The sequence below is a fragment of the Enterobacter sp. E12 genome (assembly GCF_014596715.2).
GTDB lineage: Bacteria > Pseudomonadota > Gammaproteobacteria > Enterobacterales > Enterobacteriaceae > Enterobacter > Enterobacter bugandensis.
On sequence record NZ_CP115601.1, the window covers coordinates 2,765,755 to 2,784,800 of the forward strand.

Here is a 19,046-nt window from a genome sequence, read left to right on the forward strand (position 1 = left end):
CAGATTGCAGGTTGCGAAGCGCGTCACTCTTTTTTTTCGTTTTATCCGTAAAAAAACAGAGACAGCGGCTGAGCCGCTGTCTCTTTCTTAACAATAACAGTAAGTTACTCAGTTACGATCGTTTGCACCTGTGCGGGGCCCGGGTTATACCAGCCCCATCCCGGATAACCGTAACGATAAGGATGTGGACCCCACATCCACGGGTCGATTGGCTGAGGCGGCATCACCACCTGCTGGGCGATACGCCAGCGCTTATAGCCGTTCACCTGCATGGTCATAAATTTATACGGCGTGTTGCCGATTTTGCCCTGCACCGAACCGGTAATCGGCCCGACAACGGTTACCAGCTGTCCACGAAAATCGACCGGGTCGAGGAAACCACTAACGTCGGCATAGATACGCCCGCGAGAGGCTTCACCGAGTACGGGACGCGCGCCGCTGTCGAGCGGTACCGTGGCAATTTCCAGACGGGTTTTCCCCTGCTGGTTCTGCACGTCGATCACTTTCCCACCGAAGCGGGCTTCCTGGCCGACGTAAAGCTCGGGCGCATTCATTACCCGAACCAGATCCTGCTGTGGCGTCGGGCTGCTGCCCTTGATCGCATCAGGTACGGTTACGCAACCGCTCAGTGCTATGGCAACCGCGCCTGCCATAAAAAGGCGTACTACTTTAGTCTGAACCGCCATGATGCGACTCCTTTTTCTCAGTTCATGTTACTGAGATTCACTCGCGGCCCGGAAGTTTCTTCCACGCGACGGTGTTTCGCAAATAAACCGGTTCCGCGTGTTCAACGGCCACGGTTTTTCCTGCTGCAAGCAGTTGACGGGCAATCGGGAGCATATCTTCTGCCGCAGGCAGGAGCATGTTGCCGTCCACCAGCGTCAACCCGGTGCCGCTCGCCATCTCTGGCCACGCCGGCCAGCCCGTGCCGACGGTCGCCCATTCGCCGGACAGCTGCTTCAGGCGCTCAGTAACGGCTTCAGGCTTAAGCACTGCTTCCGTCTCTTCGCCGTGCCAGACGCCGTTTTCATCGCGGGTATATTCCGCCCAGTAAACTTCACCCATGCGAGCGTCAATAGCGGCGAGCACGCGGGTCGCGCCCGTCATGCGCCAGGCACCCTCCGCCATCGTCGCAAGCGTAGAGACGCCGATCATCGGCAGGTCAGCGCCCAGCGCCAGCCCCTGCGCGATGCCAATCCCAATGCGCACGCCCGTAAAGCTGCCGGGACCGCGGCCAAAGGCCAGCGCGTCGAGGTCGGTTAAGGAGGTGTTGCCCTGGGTTAAAATGGCTTTAACCAGGGGGAGAATGCGTTGGGTATGTTCCCGTGGGCACTCTTCGAAATGGGCAGAAACAGCACCGTCGTTCAACAGTGCGACAGAGCAAGCCTCTGTCGCGGTATCAATAGCCAGAATTCGCATCAGTCGTCGCGCTCTCGCAAGGGTCAGTCACAAAATGGCGCGCATCTTAGCACACTCCGGAGCGAATTACTCCGCCGTTGGGTTTGCCAGGAAACGCACCGCGCGTTTAATGTCCCGCGTACGCGGGGCGGGCGGCAGGCTGGCGAGAAAGGTTGCGCCGTAAGGACGCATCACCAGCCGGTTATCGCAGATGACCAGCACGCCGCGATCGGTGACGTCACGGATTAAGCGCCCTACCCCCTGCTTAAGCGTAATGACCGCATCCGGCAGCTGAACCTCGTCAAACGGATCGCCGCCGCGCAGACGGCAGTCTTCCATCCGCGCCTTGAGCAGAGGATCGTCCGGCGACGTGAACGGCAGCTTATCGATGATCACCAGCGAGAGCGTGTCGCCGCGCACGTCCACCCCTTCCCAGAAGCTGCTGGTTGCCACCAGCAGGGCATTACCGGCGCTGACGAACTGCTGCAGCAGCTGGCCTTTGCTGGTTTCGCCCTGCAGCAGCACAGGGAGGGTCATGGTGGCGCGAAACTGCTCGGCGAGATCGCGCATCATGGCGTGTGAGGTGCAGAGCATAAAGCAGCGCCCGTTGTTGGCCTCAATCATCGGCTTGAGCATCGCTGCGAGATGCCGCGCCGCCCCCGGCTGGTTCGGCAGCGGGAGATTGCGTGGCACGCAAAGCAGCGCCTGCTTTTCGTAATCAAACGGGCTGGGCAGCAGCAGTGATTCCGCCTGCTCAATACCGAGGCGTTCGGTGAAGTGGTGCAGATCGTCATTTACAGACAGGGTTGCGGAAGTGAAGATCCAGCTTCCCGGCTTCTGCGCCATCACCTCTTTGAATTTATCGGCCACCGTCAGCGGCGTGAGCGCCAGGGTAAAGTGCCGTGAGGTGCATTCATACCAGTAGCTGAACCCCGGCTGGTTGATCTCTTTTAGCCGTTTGAGCCGCCCGCGATAGAGCGTGGCGCGTTCAAAGGCGGCGTCAAGCAGCGCGGAGCGTCCGAGGGACAGCTTCGCCACGTCGTAGCAGAGCTCAAGTGCATCATCGAGCAGCAGCAGCGCGCGCTGGATATTTTTGTCCGCCAGCAATTCGCGCAGGTTGCCGCGATAGCCCGGCTCGCCAAGCTGTAAGCGGAAATCCTGTGCGCTTTGCGCCAGACGGTCGGCACACTTCTGCAGCTGCTGGGTATCTTTGAGTTCGGTACGGTAGGCAATGGTAAAATCTTTCGCCAGATCCTGTAGCTGGCGGCTGGAGAGCGACTGGCCGAAATACTGGCTGGCGATATCCGGCAACTGATGGGCTTCATCGAAGATCATCACGTCCGCCTCCGGGATCAGCTCGCCGAAACCGCTGTCCTTAACCACCATGTCCGCGAGGAACAGGTGGTGGTTCACCACCACCACGTCTGCGTCCATCGCTGTTTTGCGCGCTTTCACCACAAAACAGTCTTTATACAGCGGGCAGTCGCTGCCGAGGCAATTGTCGTTGGTGCTGGTCACCAGCGGCCAGGCCGGGGAGTCTTCCGGCACGCTCGCGCAGGTGCTGATATCGCCCTCTTCGGTCTGGTTCGCCCAGGCGCGCAGGATGATGACGTCGCTCAGGGTTTGTACCGGCAGATCGCCGCCGGCCAGCGCCTGTTGTTCGAGTCGCTCCAGGCAGAGATAGTTGGAGCGCCCCTTCAGCAGTGCCAGGCGTCCTTTGTATTTCAGCGCTTTTGCTACGGTAGGCAGATCGCGGCTGTAGAGCTGATCCTGCAGCGCTTTCGATCCGGTGGAAATTATCACTTTCTTTTTCGCCCGCAGCGCCGGCGCAAGGTAAGCATAGGTCTTACCCGTGCCGGTTCCGGCTTCAACCACCAGCGGCTGGGCCTGATCAATGGCGCGGGCAACGGCGTGCGCCATCTGTCGCTGAGGCTCACGGGGCTTGAAGCCGGGGATCGCCTGCGCTAATTGACCTTCAGGGGAAAAATCGTCTGCCACGTTGCTCTCTCACTGTATTTTTGCACAGGGATTATGTCAGCCCATCTTCTCCTGTGCCACCCCAAATAGTGACGACGGCAGAACAATATGGCAGTCTTGCCGCCTGACGACGAAAAATAACGAGGAAACGTTTATGACAATTGTGCGCATTGATGCCGAAGCCCGCTGGTCTGATGTGGTGATCCATAACCAGACGCTGTATTACACCGGTGTACCGTCAAATCTGGACGCGGATGCGTTCGAACAGACGGCGAATACCCTGGCGCAGATTGACGCGGTGCTGAAAAAACAGGGCAGCGATAAATCCCGCATTCTGGATGCGACCATTTTCCTGGCAAATAAAGACGATTTCGCGGCGATGAATAAAGCCTGGGATGCGTGGGTGGTGGCGGGTCACGCGCCTGTACGCTGCACCGTACAGGCCACGCTGATGAAACCGGAATACAAGGTTGAGATCAAGATTATCGCGGCGGTTTAAGCCCGATTACTCTTCATCTTCATCCTCAAAACGCGCCACGATCCGCTCGCCGGTATGGGTGGCGCGCAGCTCCTCCGCCACCTGGGAAATCGCCTGTCCGCTGCTCATCCCCTGGGACATCAGTTCCTGAATTCGCTCAACCGCTTTCTGCTGCTGTTCATGGCTCAGAGAAGGTAAACCTGCAAACATCGTCAACTCCTGCTAAATTATTCGCGCTAATTATTTCACGCTGCCCGGTAGTATGCCATACATGAACATGCGCTTCCCCATTGTTGTTACCTTACCCTGGCGCGCTGACGCCGCTGAGTTCTGGTTTGCCCGTCTGAGCCATCTTCCTTTTGCCATGCTGCTGCACTCCGGCCATGCGGATCACCCGTACAGCCGCTTCGATATTCTGGTGGCCGATCCCCTGAAAACGCTGACGACCGACGATCTGTCGACGACGGACGATCCGCTGATGCAGCTTCAGCAGGAAATCAACGCGCTGGGCTTATCCGCTACCCCTAACCTGGACCTGCCCTTCCAGGGCGGCGCGCTGGGCCTGTTTGGCTACGATTTGGGTCGCCGCTTCGAGATGCTGCCCGAGCATGCGCAGGCGGATATTGCCCTGCCGGACATGGCCGTGGGGCTGTATGACTGGGCGTTGATTGTGGACCACCAGAAAAAAAGGGTCTCCCTGCTGAGCCATGATGACGTGCAGGCGCGTCTGGCCTGGCTTGAGGCACAACAGCCTGCTCCAGCTGAGGCGTTCACCCTGACCTCCGGCTGGCGCTCAAACATGACCGCGCCGGAATACGCGGAAAAATTCTCCCGCGTGCAGGCCTATCTGCAAAGCGGCGACTGCTATCAGGTTAACCTTGCCCAGCGTTTCCAGGCAGCATACCAGGGGGACGAGTGGCAGGCGTTTACCCGTCTCAATGCCAACAACAGGGCTCCGTTCAGCGCGTTTGTACGTCTGAAACAGGGGGCCATCCTCAGCCTGTCGCCGGAGCGTTTTATCCATCTGGCGGAAGGGACGATTCAGACCCGCCCGATTAAAGGCACGCTGCCGCGCCTTGCCGATCCGGACGCCGATCGCCAGCAGGCGGAGAAACTCGCCGGGTCACCGAAGGATCGCGCCGAAAACCTGATGATTGTCGACCTGATGCGTAACGATATTGGCCGGGTCGCCGAACCAGGCAGCGTGCGCGTGCCGGAGCTGTTCGTCGTCGAGCCTTTCCCGGCAGTGCATCATCTGGTCAGCACCATCACCGCGCGTCTGCCCGCCTCTCGCACCGCCTGCGATCTGCTCCGGGCCGCGTTCCCGGGCGGCTCCATCACCGGTGCGCCAAAAATTCGCGCCATGGAAATCATCGACGAACTGGAACCGCACCGCCGCAACGCCTGGTGCGGCAGCATCGGCTATATCAGCCTGTGCGGCACCATGGATACCAGCATTACCATTCGCACGCTGACGGCCTGCGGCGGCAATCTGTACTGTTCTGCGGGCGGCGGCATTGTGGCGGACAGCCAGGTCGAGGCGGAATATCAGGAAACCTTTGATAAGGTGAACCGCATCCTGAAGCAACTGGAGAACTAACGGTGGACAAAGAGAACCTGACGCTGGATGATTTTCTGTCGCGCTTTCAGCTGCTACGGCCGCAGGTCAACCGCGCCACGCTGAATCAGCGTCAGGCGGCGGTGCTGATCCCGGTGGTGCGCCGGGAACAGCCGGGCCTGCTGCTTACGCAGCGTTCGCCGCATATGCGCAAACACGCCGGTCAGGTGGCCTTCCCGGGAGGCGCGGTGGACAGCACCGATGCGTCGCTGATTGCCGCCGCGCTGCGGGAAGCGCAGGAGGAGGTGGCGATCCCGCCTGACGCGGTGGAAGTCATTGGCGTGCTGCCGCCCGTCGACAGCGTGACCGGCTTTCAGGTCACGCCGGTAGTCGGCATTATCCCCCCCAATCTTCAGTATCACGCCAGCGTCGACGAAGTCTCTGCGGTGTTTGAGATGCCGCTTGAAGAGGCGCTCCGGCTAAGCCGCTATCATCCGCTGGATATCCATCGCCGGGGGCACGACCATCGGGTCTGGTTGTCCTGGTATCAGCATTATTTTGTCTGGGGCATGACGGCGGGCATCATTCGTGAACTGGCGCTACAAATCGGCCTGAAGCCTTGACTATACTTTACATTCCAGCCTTTTTTGCAGGTTTGCGATCCGCGTCGCGCTATTAGCAAAACCCATCGTTAACCATTAGTTTAATTCATGTGAATAGTTAAGCCGAGGTTGGTGTTCCCTCTTACACTATGCGCAGTTATAACATCGTTACTGGAACCCCGGTAACCCTGTCAGGAGTGTGAAAGTGATTAGTATATTCGACATGTTCAAAGTGGGGATTGGTCCTTCTTCTTCCCACACTGTAGGGCCGATGAAGGCCGGTAAACAGTTCGTCGATGATCTGGTCGAAAAAGGATTACTGGAAAGCGTTACCCGTGTCGCCGTAGACGTTTACGGTTCACTGTCATTAACGGGTAAAGGCCACCACACCGATATCGCCATTATTATGGGTCTGGCGGGCAATATGCCGGACACTGTTGATATTGATGCCATCCCGTCATTCATCCGCGACGTGGAAGCGCGCGGTCGCCTGCTGCTGGCTAACGGTCAGCACGAAGTGGATTTTCCGCAGGATGACGGCATGCGTTTTCGCAGCGACAACCTGCCGCTGCATGAAAACGGCATGACTATCCACGCCTGGAGCGGCGAAAAAGAGCTCTACAGCAAAACCTACTACTCCATCGGCGGTGGCTTCATCGTTGACGAAGAGCATTTCGGTAAAGAGAGCGCGGGCGACGTGAACGTGCCCTATCCGTTCAAATCGGCCACCGAGATGCTGGGCTACTGCAAAGAGACCGGCTTATCGCTGTCCGGCATGGTGATGCAGAACGAGCTGGCGCTGCACAGCAAAAAAGAGATCGAAGACTATTTTGCCAACGTGTGGCAAACCATGCGCGCCTGTATCGATCGCGGGATGAACACCGAAGGCGTACTGCCAGGGCCACTGCGCGTGCCGCGTCGTGCCTCTGCCCTGCGCCGTATGCTGGTGACCACGGACAAATTCTCTAACGACCCGATGAACGTAGTTGACTGGGTGAACATGTTTGCTCTGGCGGTGAACGAAGAGAACGCCGCAGGGGGGCGCGTCGTGACTGCGCCAACCAACGGTGCGTGCGGGATCGTTCCGGCGGTGCTGGCCTACTACGATCACTTTATCGAGCCTGTGACGCCGGATATTTATATCCGTTATTTCCTCGCGGCAGGCGCTATCGGCGCGCTGTACAAGATGAACGCGTCCATTTCAGGCGCTGAAGTGGGCTGTCAGGGTGAAGTAGGCGTGGCCTGCTCCATGGCGGCGGCCGGTTTGGCCGAGCTGCTGGGCGCAAGCCCTGAACAGGTTTGCGTGGCGGCGGAAATTGGCATGGAGCATAACCTCGGTCTGACCTGTGATCCGGTCGCAGGCCAGGTGCAGGTGCCGTGCATTGAGCGTAACGCGATTGCCTCCGTCAAAGCGATTAACGCCTCGCGCATGGCGATGCGCCGTACCAGCGAACCACGCGTGTCGCTGGATAAGGTTATCGAAACCATGTACGAAACCGGCAAAGACATGAACGCGAAGTACCGTGAAACGTCGCGCGGCGGTCTGGCCATTAAGGTGCAGTGCGACTGATCCTCTCTTTCGCCCATCCGCAACGGATGGGCGAATTTCTCCCTTCATTCTCGTCTCCTTCTTCTTTCCCCACTACACTTTTACGGTCGCGGCTGCTCGCGCTCGGCCTGACATCAGGCAGCGGCTAAATAGCGAACGGGTTGAGAGAGAAGCAGGCGCGGTAGTAACGCCACAATGGCTGGCGGGAATATCTTCCCCGCCAGAAGATCGTAGCGGGCACATCGTACCCGTTAAGCAGACTTATTCGTCTTCGTCGTGTGCAGACTGTTCTTTAACAATGCGGACCAGATCGACGCGGTAGTCGTTAGCTTCAACGATAGTAATGTGCAATGGAGGAAGCTCGATCACATCCCCGACGCGCGGGATCTGACCGTTTACGGCGATAACCAGCCCCGCCACGGTTGCGATGTCTTCTTCATCGTTAACCACGTTTTCCAGCCCCAGCGTATGCGAGAGCGCGTGCAGGTCGGTCGCACCTTTGACCAGCCAGCCTTCGCCGTCGGCCACAATCTCAGGCGTTTCGTCTTCATCCGGGAATTCACCGGCAATCGCTTCAAGCACGTCCAGCGGCGTCACCAGCCCCTGTACCACACCAAACTCGTTGGTGACGATAACAAAGCTACCGCGCGCGCGACGCAATACGCCCAGCAGGTTGATCGGATCCAGCGTTTCCGGTACGACAATCGCCGGCGACGAAGCTGCAATGGCCTCCACGTTGACGCCCTCTTCCAGCGCCACCAGCATCTCTTTCGCCCGAACCACGCCGATGATCTCATCCAGTTCACCGCGGCATACCGGGAACAGGCTGTGCGGAGATGAGAGCAATTGCTGACGAATTTCATCAACGCTCAGGTTCGCATCGACCCAGCTAATTTCCCCGCGCGGCGTCATGATGCCGCGCAGCGAGCGGGAGGCCAGGGAGAGCACGCCGTTAATCATGTAGCGTTCTTCTTCCACAAATGCCCCTTCCGGAACCGGCACCGGGTTACGGTTTTCAGGGTCAGACTGGACGTTCACCTGACGGCGTCCGCCCATCAGGCGCAGAATGGCGTCCGCCGTTCGGGCACGCAGCGGCTGATTTGACTGCTGCTTAATAAAGTTACGACGCGCAATCTGGTTGAACAGTTCGATCAGGATCGAGAAGCCAATCGCGGCGTACAGGTAGCCTTTCGGAATATGGAAGCCGAAACCTTCCGCCACCAGGCTCAAACCAATCATCAGCAGGAAGCTCAGACAGAGCACGACCACCGTCGGATGCTGGTTGACGAAGCGCGTCAGCGGTTTCGAGGCCAGCAGCATCACCGCCATCGCAATCACGACAGCCGCCATCATCACCGGCAGGTGGTTCACCATACCGACCGCGGTAATCACCGCATCCAGCGAGAAGACTGCATCCAGCACCACAATTTGCAGCACCACGACCCAGAAGCTGGCGTAGCCCTTACCGTGACCATCATCATGCTGCCGGTTCTCCAGCCGTTCATGCAACTCTGTTGTCGCTTTGAAGAGCAGGAATATCCCCCCGATTAGCATGATCAAATCACGGCCGGAGAAGGTGTAATCCATGACGGAGAACAGCGGTTTGGTCAGCGTGACCATCCACGAGATCACGGAGAGCAGCCCCAGTCGCATGACCAGCGCCAGCGAGAGTCCAATCAGACGCGCTTTATCACGCTGTTTTGGCGGCAGCTTATCCGCAAGGATGGCGATAAACACCAGGTTATCGATGCCGAGAACGATCTCCAGTACGACCAGCGTGAGCAGTCCCACCCAGATTGACGGGTCCATTAAGAATTCCATGACAAGCTCCTGCTAAAGGAATGACAAAACGGTGCCCCACTCAACGTGGGCAAATAAGAGGCAGACAGAGTTGATACGTGGCGTGGTTCGCCGGTGAAAAAGGCGCGGAATGGCCTGGTAGATGACTGACGTCGGTGACGGTCCATATAGTGGGCTGTAGCCCTATACTCCTGAACAAGTAAACGGAGGCTAAACATATCAGAGAGACTGTGTTTTTAGCAAAGATTTACGTTCCTTTGCAAAGTTCTGTAACACAGCGGCTATACGCTACAGATAATTCTGTAACGCGTGGCTAAATTACGGATCTTCATCACATAAATTATTTTTTCACTATCTAAAATAATTCGCGGAAGTCTTAGTTTTTTGAACTCTAACCCTTATCTGAATCGATTCGGTTCGCCAATACGATTCTCAGTACTCCTGCCCGGCAGGCGTATTAATGATAATAAAAGGAGGTAGCAAGTGACCATTGCTATTGTCATAGGCACACATGGTTGGGCTGCTGAGCAGCTACTCAAAACGGCAGAGATGCTGTTGGGCGAGCAGGAAAACGTCGGCTGGATCGATTTCGTTCCCGGTGAAAATGCCGAGACGCTGATTGAGAAGTACAACGCTCAACTCGCGAAGCTGGATACCAGCAAAGGCGTGCTGTTTCTCGTCGATACATGGGGCGGCAGTCCGTTTAATGCTGCCAGCCGCATTGTCGTCGATAAAGAGCATTATGAAGTCGTCGCCGGGGTAAACATTCCCATGCTGGTGGAAACCTTTATGGCGCGCGACGACAACCCAGGCTTCGATGAGCTGGTCGCGCTGGCCGTTGAAACCGGCCGCGAAGGGGTGAAAGCCCTGAAGGCTCAGCCGGTTGAAAAACCCGCCCCTGCCCCGGCTGCGGCGGCACCGAAAGCAGCGGCACCGGCAAAACCGATGGGACCGAACGATTACATGGTTATCGGCCTGGCGCGTATTGATGACCGTCTGATTCACGGACAGGTTGCGACTCGCTGGACCAAAGAGACCAACGTACAGCGTATCATCGTGGTCAGTGACGAAGTGGCCGCCGACACTGTCCGTAAAACCCTTCTGACTCAGGTTGCACCACCGGGCGTTACCGCGCACGTGGTGGATGTCGCCAAGATGATCCGCGTTTACAACAACCCGAAATATGCGGGTGAACGCGTGATGCTTCTGTTTACTAACCCGACAGACGTCGAGCGCATTGTTGAAGGCGGCGTGAAAATCACCTCCGTGAACATCGGCGGTATGGCTTTCCGTCAGGGCAAAACGCAGGTCAACAACGCGATTTCAGTTGATGCGAAAGATATCGAGGCGTTCAACAAGCTGAATGCCCGCGGTATTGAGCTGGAAGCCCGTAAGGTTTCCACTGACCAGAAACTGAAAATGATGGATTTGATCGGTAAAGTTGGGAAATAAGCCCGCGCCGGTTTTTCACATAAAGCTTATGTTATAGGAGAAGTACAATGGAGATTACCACTCTTCAGATTGTGCTGGTGTTCATCGTCGCGTGTATTGCGGGTATGGAATCCGTACTTGATGAATTTCAGTTCCACCGCCCTCTGGTGGCCTGTACGCTGATCGGTGCCGTTCTGGGTGATATGAAAACCGGTATCATCATCGGTGGTACGCTGGAAATGATCGCCCTGGGCTGGATGAACATCGGTGCCGCCGTTGCGCCTGATGCCGCACTGGCCTCTATCATCTCAACCGTTCTGGTTATTGCCGGTCATCAGAGTATTGGTGCAGGTATTGCCCTTGCCATTCCTCTGGCCGCAGCAGGCCAGGTGCTGACCATCATCGTTCGTACCATCACCGTGGCCTTCCAGCACGCGGCGGATAAGGCGGCCGAGAACGGCAACCTCACGGCACTCTCCTGGATCCACGTGTCTTCCCTGTTCCTGCAGGCGATGCGTATCGCAATCCCGGCGGTTATCGTTGCGATCTCTGTTGGCACCAGTGAAGTTCAGGGCATGCTGAACGCGATTCCTGAAGTGGTCACCAGCGGTCTGAACATCGCGGGCGGTATGATCGTCGTGGTAGGTTACGCGATGGTCATCAACATGATGCGCGCGGGCTACCTGATGCCGTTCTTCTACCTCGGCTTCGTCACCGCAGCATTCACCAACTTCAACCTCGTTGCGCTGGGCGTGATTGGTGCCGTGATGGCGATTCTCTACATCCAGCTCAGCCCGAAATACAACCGTGTTGCGGGTGCCCCAGCGCAGGCTGCTGGTAACAACGATCTCGATAACGAACTGGACTAACAGGTGAGCGAAATGGTTGATATGACAAAAACTACCACCGAGAAAAAACTCACTCCGGGTGATATTCGTGGCGTGTTCATCCGTTCTAACCTGTTTCAGGGTTCATGGAACTTCGAACGTATGCAGGCGCTGGGCTTCTGCTTCTCAATGGTGCCGGCGATAAAACGCCTCTACCCTGAGAACAACGAAGCACGCCGTCAGGCGATTAAGCGTCACCTGGAATTCTTCAACACCCATCCTTACGTCGCGGCTCCGGTTCTGGGCGTGACGCTGGCGATGGAAGAGCAGCGTGCGAACGGCGCGGAGATTGACGATGGTGCCATCAACGGTATCAAAGTCGGTCTGATGGGTCCGCTGGCTGGCGTGGGCGACCCTATCTTCTGGGGTACTGTTCGTCCGGTCTTCGCGGCGCTGGGTGCCGGGATCGCGATGAGCGGCAGCCTGCTCGGTCCTCTGCTGTTCTTTATCCTGTTCAACGCGGTACGTCTGCTGACCCGTTACTACGGCGTGGCCTACGGCTACCGTAAGGGCGTGGACATCGTTAAGGATATGGGCGGCGGCTTCCTGCAGAAACTGACCGAGGGGGCGTCTATTCTCGGCCTGTTTGTGATGGGGGCGCTGGTTAACAAGTGGACGCACGTGAACATCCCGCTGGTGGTTTCAACCATCACCGGTCAGGATGGTCAAACCCGCGTCACCACCGTGCAGACGATTCTGGACCAGCTGATGCCTGGCCTGGTGCCGCTGCTGTTGACCTTCGCCTGTATGTGGCTGCTGCGTAAGAAAGTGAACCCGCTGTGGATCATCGTTGGCTTCTTCGTCATCGGTATCGCGGGCTACGCTGTCGGCCTGCTGGGCCTGTAAAACATTGCGTTATCGACCGGGGGCTTGCCCCCGGTCTTTTTATCTGGAGGATGAATGACTGTTACGGACATCGTACTGGTGTTGTTTATTGTTGCCCTTCTGGCTTACGCGATCTATGACGAATTCATTATGCCTCGCCGTAACGGCGAGACGCTGCTGACCCTTCCCCTCTTACGTCGTGGACGCATTGATGCATTTATCTTCGCCGGCCTGGTGGTCATTCTGATTTACAATAACGTGACCAGCCACGGTGCAATATTAACCACATGGTTATTATGTGCGCTGGCATTAATGGCGATTTACCTGTTCTGGATCCGCTCGCCAAAACTCATTTTTAAAAAACACGGATTCTTCTTCGCCAATGTCTGGATAGAATATAACCGTATTAAAGAGATGAATTTATCCGAGGACGGCGTGTTAGTGATGCAATTAGAACAGCGCCGCCTGCTCATTCGGGTCAAAAATATTGATGACCTTGAGAAAATCTACACATTACTCGTTAAAACTCAATAAGTTAACATTATAACCTCGGCTATATATTGTGATATTCTTTCGCAAAGAATATAGCCGTTGCTATATCTTCTCGCCTCTTTGACTTATATTTATTAACGATATTTTCACGCATAAACCTAAATGAAAATCGTTATCAAAGACGCAGGTAAATTAAGCCTTGCTCGTTGTTGTTTTATATTCTCAAAATATGTTAAGGTTGCGCCCGTCGTTGGGGAGTAGCCGATTTCCTGCACGCAGGAAATGTACGCGTCAACATACTCGTTGAAAAACGTGGCGCGTACGGATCGCTTTCAGCACGCTTACCGTGCAAAAGAGATCAGGCGAGACCATAGATACATCAACTGCTGTTTACTGGGGGCAGTGATGTGTCATATGGATATCCCCGGTCTGGACGCTCTTATGAACATCTCCGCTACGATCCTTCTCGCTTTTGGCATGTCCATGGATGCATTTGCCGCCTCCATCGGCAAAGGCGCCACGCTTCACAAACCTAAATTCACAGAAGCTCTGCGCACCGGTCTGATCTTTGGTGCCATCGAAACGCTGACGCCGCTCATCGGCTGGGGTTTGGGCATGCTCGCCAGCCAGTTCGTGCTGGAGTGGAACCACTGGATTGCGTTCGTCCTGCTGGTGTTTCTCGGAGGCCGAATGATGATTGAAGGTTTTCGCGGGAATGATGATGAAGATGAAGCACCGCTGCACCGCCACGGTTTCTGGCTGCTGGTCACCACGGCAATTGCCACCAGCCTGGACGCCATGGCCGTCGGGGTGGGTCTGGCATTCCTGCAGGTCAATATTATCGCCACCGCGCTGGCCATTGGCTGTGCAACGCTGATTATGTCCACGCTGGGCATGATGGTCGGGCGGTTTATTGGCCCGCTGCTGGGTAAACGCGCCGAGATCTTAGGCGGTATTGTTCTGATCGGCATTGGTGCCCAGATCCTCTGGGCACACTTCGCGCCTTAAGCGTCGCGCTGCCAGACGTGGATACTGAAATCCGTCTGGCAGCCAAACGTCGTCCGAGCCGCTAACGCATCCCATACTTCCGGCTTTGCCCGCCACGCGAACGGCGTCATCTGCAGCAGGGCTACCGCTTCTTCCCCGTTCAAACTCATTTCATACGCCACTGAATGCTCCTGCTTCAGCGTAAAGCCTGTCAGCTGTTCAGAGTGGGGGGCATGCAGACGCACCTCATCGTAAATGAGTCCCTTCAGCTCCATCAGGTGACGCGGGCCCGGCGTGACGGTTATCACCCAGCCTCCGGGCTTCACCACGCGCGCCAGCTCGTCTGCTTTACACGGCGCGTAGATGCGGATAACGGCATCCATACTGGCATTATCAAATGGCAGCCGGTGGCTGGATGCCACGCAAAACGTCACGCCAGCGTAACGTTTAGCCGCCGCGCGGATCGCCACTTTCGACACGTCGAGACCGAATGTCACGGCCCCCTTCTCCCGCACCACATCCGCAAACCGTGCGGTGTAGTACCCTTCCCCGCAGCCGATATCAAGCATGGCGGACGCCGAATCAGGCAGTAAGTCACCCAGCATCTGCGCTACCGTCTCCCGTAGCGGCAGATAGTGCCCGGCATCGAGAAACGCCCTGCGCGCCTGCATCATCTCTGCGCTATCGCCCGGATCGCGGGAGCGCTTGTGCTGCACCGGAAGAAGATTCACATACCCTTCTTTCGCCATATCAAACTGATGTCCCTGCGGACAGGCATAACTTTTATCTGAGCGCGTCAGTGACGCGTGGCAAAGGGGACAGCTGAAGGACATGGAAACTCCGGGAGATAAACCAAAGGGCGAAGTGTACCGCTATTCGCCCTGCTATAAAATGGCTGGATTACCGCATGACGATAAGGTGGTCTGAACCGGCCGGCAGGCCATCGGGTTTGATATTCTCCAGGCGCAGCACGTTGCCCATGATTTCGCTGAAGACCGGCGCGGAAACCGCCCCGCCATAGTAGGCCCCGTTTTGTGGATCGTTAATCACCACCACCAGGGCGAAACGCGGGTCGCTGGCAGGCGCAACGCCTGCGGTATAGGCGACGTATTTATCGACATATTTGCCGCTATCATCAATTTTCTTCGCCGTCCCGGTCTTAACCGCCACGCGATAATCGCGAACGGCGGCCTTAACGCCCCCGCCGCCGGGCAGCGCGACGCTTTCCATCATGTGCTCCACTTCATGCGCGATCTCCTCCGGCATGACGCGGTGGCCGATAACCGGGGGATCGATGCGGGTGATGGAGAGTGGACGCTCAAGCCCGAAGCCGCCAATCGTCGCGTAGACGTGGGCAAGCTGGAGCGGTGTGACCATCAGGCCGTAGCCAAAGGCAAAAGTCGCACGGTCTAGCTGACTCCAGTATTTACGCTGTGGCAACAGCCCGGCGCTTTCGCCCGTTAAGCCAAGCCCCGTGTTGGTGCCAAATCCAAAGTTTCGATAGGTATCAATAAGATGCTGGACAGGCATCGCCAGCGAGAGCCGGGATACGCCGGTGTCGCTCGATTTTTGCAGGATCCCGGTCATAGTCAGCTCAGGATAATAACCCACGTCGCGGATACGATGCCCGTCAAGGGTATACGGGTGGGTATCAATGACGCTGTCCGGCTGGACCAGCCCCTGCTGCAGAGCCGTCATCAACACCAGCGGCTTAACGGTCGAACCGGGCTCGAACGTATCGCTGATTGCCCGGTTGCGAAAATCGTTTATCGTTGCGCCTTCCCGGTTATTGGGATTGAAATCCGGATAGCTCGCCATGGCGAGTATTTCCCCGGTGGGGATATTAATGAGCACCGATGCCCCTGACTCGGCCTTATTCCAGGCGACGGCATTGTCCAGCGCGTCTTCGGTAATGGTTTGCAGCCGCTCGTCAATACTCAACTGGATGTTATGTGCCGGCGTGGGCGCCACTTCCGTCAGGTTTTCAACCACGCGCCCGTAGCGATCCTCCCGGACCTGTCGGACACCCGCTTTACCGGTCAGCTGAGTGTTGAAGCTTTTCTCCACCCCTTCAATGCCCTGCCCGTCAATATTGGTGAAGCCAATCAGGTTCGCCGCCACGTGGCCTGCCGGGTAAAAGCGGCGGGATTCATCGCGCAAATTAATGCCGGGTAAATTGAGCTTATCAATCCACTTCGCCTGAGCAGGATCGACCTGACGCGCCAGGTAGATGAAGCGGCCCTGGGGGTTGGCGTTAATTCGTGATGAAAGGGTGCTCAACGAAAGATGCAGCGCGCTCGCCAGCGCCTGCCAGCGTTCATCAAACCCAACGCCCCCTTTTGCCAGCACCGTTTTTGGATCGGCCCATACGGCCCGGACGGGCACGCTGACCGCCAGCGGTCGCCCTTCACGATCCATAATCATCCCACGCGGCGCATCAATCGCCAGCTGACGGAGGGATCGCATATCTTCTTGCTTCACCAGATTGTCAGGTTTGATGATTTGTAGCCAGGCAACGCGGCCAAGTAAAAAGGCCAGACTGCAGAAAATAGCGAAACAGAGCAGCGCAAAACGCGCCGGCGTGAAATTGCCAGCGGTTAATATCAATTTTTTCTTCACCTGAACCCCAGAGCTGTTAAACAACGCTCTGATTTAACGAGAAAAGATGCGCTTAGGGAGGCGAAACTGTGATACTAACCTCGCAGCTTTGCAACAAGTTGCTAACAAGACCGTAGATAGTAATATTTTGAAAGATAGGGAATAAAAAAGCCCCGCATGATGCGAGGCTTTATGTCTGAGAGTGAAGCGCTATGCGCCCCAGTCAGCAGCGGTTCGATCAGATAGCAGTTACGTTAACTGCAGCTGGGCCTTTCTGGCCGTCCTGAATTTCGAACTCAACGTTCTGGCCTTCGGCCAGAGTTTTGAAGCCGTTACCCTGGATTGCAGAGAAGTGTACGAACACGTCTTTGCTGCCATCAGCAGGAGTAATGAAACCAAAACCTTTAGACTCGTTGAACCACTTAACTTGACCTTTAATCTTTGCCATTTTGCAAAATTCCTTAGAGTGTTTTCTTAGCCCGCAGGCATTAACTGAGATAAAACTGAGACATTACTGCATGAGGCACTAATATAAGGTTCGGCAGAGAAGCGGTATTCAACGACAACGTGTTTACTCAGGACTTCTTTACTGAAAATGCCACACATAAACAGAACTGTACCTCGTTTGACCCAAAACGTGTTATCACACACTATGTTTAATATGGCAAGCCATTTTTAAACATGTCTCGATCCGCCGCACAAATTCGAACACTGTCTGTAAGGAATTGCACAATTATGCGCTTCTCAAACAGACGGCTATACTCCCTTACACAGACTCAACGCTGCTTGCACAACCGCTGTAATCTAAGACTTTTTTAACATAGCTCAATCATTACAATGCGTCCAGCAGTCGGGAAAAGAAATCTTTGGTGTTGATTGAGTTAGAACAAATTGTGAAAACTTATGCTTAAATCATTGTAACGTGACCGTATTGTTTCAGCCAAAAACGATGTTAATAATCCGCACCCTTCTGTATTAAAATCCATCAGGTAATTAGCATTGTTATGCACCAAAATAATGAAATTTTTATGACTCTGCATCAAAACAAGGCAAGCAAAACGTTTCGATAAAATTAAAATTTTCCTGACGACGAATACATACATAATATACGCAACAATTCATCGCTTCGTTTATAAGGGTAAATACTCACCAACTTTCAGTATCCTGAAAGTATTATTAACTGGTGCTACATTATCCAGCGCATCAGTTAATTCTTTTATGGGGTCATCCAGCGCTTCATCCGCCAGCTCAAACACGCCCCAGTGAACAGGGAACGCCAGCGGGCAACCTAACTGTTGCCACAGCGCAACGGCAGACTGGGGATCCATATGGTGTACGGCCATAAACCATCGTGGAGCATAGGCGCCAACGGGCAATGCTGCAGCATCAATTTTCCCCAAACGTTCCGGTATCATCAGCAGCTCAGGCGAATAGCCGGTATCGCCACTAAACCAGAACTGGTGATGCCGCCCTTCAAAGACCCAGCCGCACCACAATGAGCGATTGCGGTTCCAGAGCGTGCGCATACTCCAGTGCTGCGCCGGTACGGCGGATAATGTTATCCCCTGCCAGGTAAAACTCTGCCACCAGTCGAGCTCAACCACCTGTTTTGCGCCCCGGCGGCGAAACCAGCCGCCCAGGCCTAAAGGAACAAACACACTGACGTCGGGAAAGCGTTTGAGAATGTGGCGAACAGTGAGTTCATCAAGATGATCGTAATGGTTATGCGAGATAACGACCGCGTCAAGCTGGTGCAGTTGATCGACAGAGAGTGCCGGAGGCGTTCTACGCTGCGGCCCTAAGAAAGGAAGTGGAGAAGCGCGCCTTGAAAAAACGGGATCGGTAAGAAGGATATTGCCGTCCAGCTGCAGCAGTATGCTCGCATGTCCGAGCCACCACGCCCCATCCTGCTGCGGCTGCTGAAGATCGGCCGGTTGCCACCACCGCCGGATAAAGTCATTGTAGCCGAGCGCGGGCGGCTTCGGTAAGCCAGCTGCTTTGCGTTCTTTGCGCCAGCGTTCAAGGTCGCCAGGCTGGTGTCCTGCAGAAGTGGTATTACGAAAACCGTTTGGGGTGTGATGTTTCAGGGAGGGGTCATACCAGGGATTTTTCCAGACCACTGCCACCTCCCGGAATAATACGATTAACGCTCAGCCACCAGGCGGATAAAATCGTCTTGATCGTTGTTGTCGTCAGCGACCGCTTCTTTTTGTGCTTCTTTCTCTTCCGGCTCGTTAGCCTCGCACAGACGACGCAACAGTGCATTCTGCCGTTTTTGCTGCTCAAGCAGCGCTTCCAGCAGTTCGATCTGCTCATTGGTACGTGAACTGGCACGGTTTACGAAAAACCAAATGACCAGCCCCACCAGCAGAACAACCAAAGAGATCGTCAGGGATGCCATATTTAGCAGCCCTGAATTCAGTAACTCACCCATTTCACCACCTCAATAAAAACGTCTATTTTA

The 19,046-nt window shown here is 55.7% G+C and carries 20 protein-coding genes, 1 pseudogene and 1 riboswitch; of the genes and pseudogenes, 9 read left to right on the forward strand and 12 right to left on the reverse strand.

Annotation, left to right across the window (positions count from 1 at the left end; translation table 11 throughout):
* Positions 1-104: 104 nt before the first annotated feature.
* The 3 genes from IB212_RS13165 to IB212_RS13175 all read right to left on the reverse strand — a co-directional run bounded on the left by IB212_RS13165 (position 105) and on the right by IB212_RS13175 (position 3,396).
* Complete coding sequence (locus tag IB212_RS13165) at positions 105-686, reverse strand: Slp family lipoprotein (RefSeq protein WP_041909497.1); 582 nt, start codon at positions 684-686, stop codon at positions 105-107.
* 37 nt (positions 687-723) lie between these two features.
* Positions 724-1,419 carry a tRNA (adenosine(37)-N6)-threonylcarbamoyltransferase complex dimerization subunit type 1 TsaB gene (gene tsaB, locus IB212_RS13170; protein WP_041909495.1) on the reverse strand — a complete coding sequence of 232 codons (696 nt, stop codon included), beginning with the start codon at positions 1,417-1,419 and terminating at the stop codon, positions 724-726.
* Between the two features lie 66 nt (positions 1,420-1,485).
* A complete protein-coding gene (locus IB212_RS13175; protein ID WP_041909493.1) occupies positions 1,486-3,396 on the reverse strand; it encodes an ATP-dependent DNA helicase in 1,911 nt (636 codons plus the stop codon).
* 133 nt (positions 3,397-3,529) lie between these two features.
* Between IB212_RS13175 and IB212_RS13180 the strand changes: the two genes are divergently transcribed.
* Positions 3,530-3,874, forward strand: a complete 345-nt coding sequence (locus IB212_RS13180; RefSeq protein WP_041909491.1) for a RidA family protein — start codon at positions 3,530-3,532, stop codon at positions 3,872-3,874.
* Positions 3,875-3,880: 6 nt separating this feature from the next.
* Here IB212_RS13180 and IB212_RS13185 read toward each other — a convergent pair whose 3' ends face one another.
* Complete coding sequence (locus tag IB212_RS13185) at positions 3,881-4,063, reverse strand: YoaH family protein (RefSeq protein WP_008500497.1); 183 nt, start codon at positions 4,061-4,063, stop codon at positions 3,881-3,883.
* A 61-nt stretch (positions 4,064-4,124) separates the two neighbouring features.
* Between IB212_RS13185 and pabB the strand changes: the two genes are divergently transcribed.
* From pabB to sdaA, 3 genes are all read left to right on the forward strand, one after another.
* Positions 4,125-5,453: an aminodeoxychorismate synthase component 1 gene (pabB, locus tag IB212_RS13190; RefSeq protein ID WP_041909489.1), complete on the forward strand. Its 1,329-nt coding sequence runs from the start codon at positions 4,125-4,127 to the stop codon at positions 5,451-5,453.
* A 2-nt stretch (positions 5,454-5,455) separates the two neighbouring features.
* Positions 5,456-6,034 carry a CoA pyrophosphatase gene (locus tag IB212_RS13195; RefSeq protein WP_041909487.1) on the forward strand — a complete coding sequence of 193 codons (579 nt, stop codon included), beginning with the start codon at positions 5,456-5,458 and terminating at the stop codon, positions 6,032-6,034.
* A gap of 184 nt (positions 6,035-6,218) precedes the next feature.
* Entirely contained in the window at positions 6,219-7,583 is a 1,365-nt protein-coding gene (sdaA, locus tag IB212_RS13200) for an L-serine ammonia-lyase (protein WP_041909485.1), read from the forward strand.
* A 240-nt stretch (positions 7,584-7,823) separates the two neighbouring features.
* On the opposite strand, the gene yoaE is transcribed toward sdaA, so the two are convergent.
* Positions 7,824-9,383, reverse strand: a complete 1,560-nt coding sequence (gene yoaE, locus IB212_RS13205; protein WP_028013532.1) for a CNNM family cation transport protein YoaE — start codon at positions 9,381-9,383, stop codon at positions 7,824-7,826.
* The gene (locus IB212_RS13210) at positions 9,371-9,580 is read right to left on the reverse strand and encodes a protein YoaL (protein WP_373569430.1); all 210 of its coding nucleotides are present in this window, start codon (positions 9,578-9,580) and stop codon (positions 9,371-9,373) included. Before IB212_RS13210 ends, yoaE begins: the two co-directional genes overlap by 13 nt.
* A 265-nt stretch (positions 9,581-9,845) precedes the next feature.
* On the opposite strand from IB212_RS13210, the gene manX reads away from it, so the two are divergent.
* The 5 genes from manX to mntP all read left to right on the forward strand — a co-directional run bounded on the left by manX (position 9,846) and on the right by mntP (position 14,005).
* Entirely contained in the window at positions 9,846-10,814 is a 969-nt protein-coding gene (gene manX / locus IB212_RS13215) for a PTS mannose transporter subunit IIAB (RefSeq protein ID WP_028013533.1), read from the forward strand.
* Between the two features lie 47 nt (positions 10,815-10,861).
* Positions 10,862-11,662, forward strand: coding sequence for a PTS mannose transporter subunit IIC (gene manY / locus IB212_RS13220; protein ID WP_003859914.1), 801 nt, complete (start codon positions 10,862-10,864; stop codon positions 11,660-11,662).
* Between the two features lie 12 nt (positions 11,663-11,674).
* A complete protein-coding gene (locus IB212_RS13225; RefSeq protein WP_006810994.1) occupies positions 11,675-12,526 on the forward strand; it encodes a PTS mannose transporter subunit IID in 852 nt (283 codons plus the stop codon).
* Positions 12,527-12,580: 54 nt separating this feature from the next.
* Entirely contained in the window at positions 12,581-13,039 is a 459-nt protein-coding gene (locus IB212_RS13230; RefSeq protein WP_041909484.1) for a DUF986 family protein, read from the forward strand.
* 198 nt (positions 13,040-13,237) lie between these two features.
* Positions 13,238-13,428: riboswitch (yybP-ykoY riboswitch) on the forward strand.
* A gap of 10 nt (positions 13,429-13,438) precedes the next feature.
* A complete protein-coding gene (gene mntP, locus IB212_RS13235; RefSeq protein ID WP_041911997.1) occupies positions 13,439-14,005 on the forward strand; it encodes a manganese efflux pump MntP in 567 nt (188 codons plus the stop codon).
* Here mntP and rlmA read toward each other — a convergent pair.
* From rlmA to IB212_RS13265, 6 genes and pseudogenes are all read right to left on the reverse strand, one after another.
* Positions 14,002-14,817: a 23S rRNA (guanine(745)-N(1))-methyltransferase gene (gene rlmA, locus IB212_RS13240; RefSeq protein WP_041909483.1), complete on the reverse strand. Its 816-nt coding sequence runs from the start codon at positions 14,815-14,817 to the stop codon at positions 14,002-14,004. The genes mntP and rlmA overlap by 4 nt on opposite strands.
* Before the next feature lie 67 nt (positions 14,818-14,884).
* Positions 14,885-16,603, reverse strand: a complete 1,719-nt coding sequence (gene ftsI, locus IB212_RS13245) for a peptidoglycan glycosyltransferase FtsI (protein ID WP_028013537.1) — start codon at positions 16,601-16,603, stop codon at positions 14,885-14,887.
* Between the two features lie 217 nt (positions 16,604-16,820).
* On the reverse strand, positions 16,821-17,030 hold the full coding sequence (gene cspE / locus IB212_RS13250) for a transcription antiterminator/RNA stability regulator CspE (protein WP_001062678.1): 210 nt from the start codon (positions 17,028-17,030) through the stop codon (positions 16,821-16,823).
* Positions 17,031-17,043: 13 nt separating this feature from the next.
* Positions 17,044-17,188: pseudogene (locus IB212_RS13255) on the reverse strand (DUF2627 domain-containing protein).
* A gap of 524 nt (positions 17,189-17,712) precedes the next feature.
* A complete protein-coding gene (locus tag IB212_RS13260) occupies positions 17,713-18,702 on the reverse strand; it encodes an MBL fold metallo-hydrolase (protein ID WP_041909482.1) in 990 nt (329 codons plus the stop codon).
* Between the two features lie 23 nt (positions 18,703-18,725).
* Entirely contained in the window at positions 18,726-19,016 is a 291-nt protein-coding gene (locus IB212_RS13265; protein ID WP_041909480.1) for a YebO family protein, read from the reverse strand.
* Positions 19,017-19,046: the final 30 nt, after the last annotated feature.

Coding starts and splice junctions, on each gene's coding strand:
- IB212_RS13165 (WP_041909497.1), bottom strand. CDS start 686: ATGGCGGTTCAGACTAAAGTAGTACGCCTTTTTATGGCAGGCGCGGTT.
- tsaB (WP_041909495.1), bottom strand. CDS start 1,419: ATGCGAATTCTGGCTATTGATACCGCGACAGAGGCTTGCTCTGTCGCA.
- IB212_RS13180 (WP_041909491.1), top strand. CDS start 3,530: ATGACAATTGTGCGCATTGATGCCGAAGCCCGCTGGTCTGATGTGGTG.
- IB212_RS13185 (WP_008500497.1), bottom strand. CDS start 4,063: ATGTTTGCAGGTTTACCTTCTCTGAGCCATGAACAGCAGCAGAAAGCG.
- pabB (WP_041909489.1), top strand. CDS start 4,125: ATGAACATGCGCTTCCCCATTGTTGTTACCTTACCCTGGCGCGCTGAC.
- yoaE (WP_028013532.1), bottom strand. CDS start 9,383: ATGGAATTCTTAATGGACCCGTCAATCTGGGTGGGACTGCTCACGCTG.
- IB212_RS13210 (WP_373569430.1), bottom strand. CDS start 9,580: ATGTTTAGCCTCCGTTTACTTGTTCAGGAGTATAGGGCTACAGCCCAC.
- manY (WP_003859914.1), top strand. CDS start 10,862: ATGGAGATTACCACTCTTCAGATTGTGCTGGTGTTCATCGTCGCGTGT.
- IB212_RS13225 (WP_006810994.1), top strand. CDS start 11,675: ATGGTTGATATGACAAAAACTACCACCGAGAAAAAACTCACTCCGGGT.
- IB212_RS13230 (WP_041909484.1), top strand. CDS start 12,581: ATGACTGTTACGGACATCGTACTGGTGTTGTTTATTGTTGCCCTTCTG.
- mntP (WP_041911997.1), top strand. CDS start 13,439: ATGAACATCTCCGCTACGATCCTTCTCGCTTTTGGCATGTCCATGGAT.
- rlmA (WP_041909483.1), bottom strand. CDS start 14,817: ATGTCCTTCAGCTGTCCCCTTTGCCACGCGTCACTGACGCGCTCAGAT.
- cspE (WP_001062678.1), bottom strand. CDS start 17,030: ATGGCAAAGATTAAAGGTCAAGTTAAGTGGTTCAACGAGTCTAAAGGT.
- IB212_RS13265 (WP_041909480.1), bottom strand. CDS start 19,016: ATGGGTGAGTTACTGAATTCAGGGCTGCTAAATATGGCATCCCTGACG.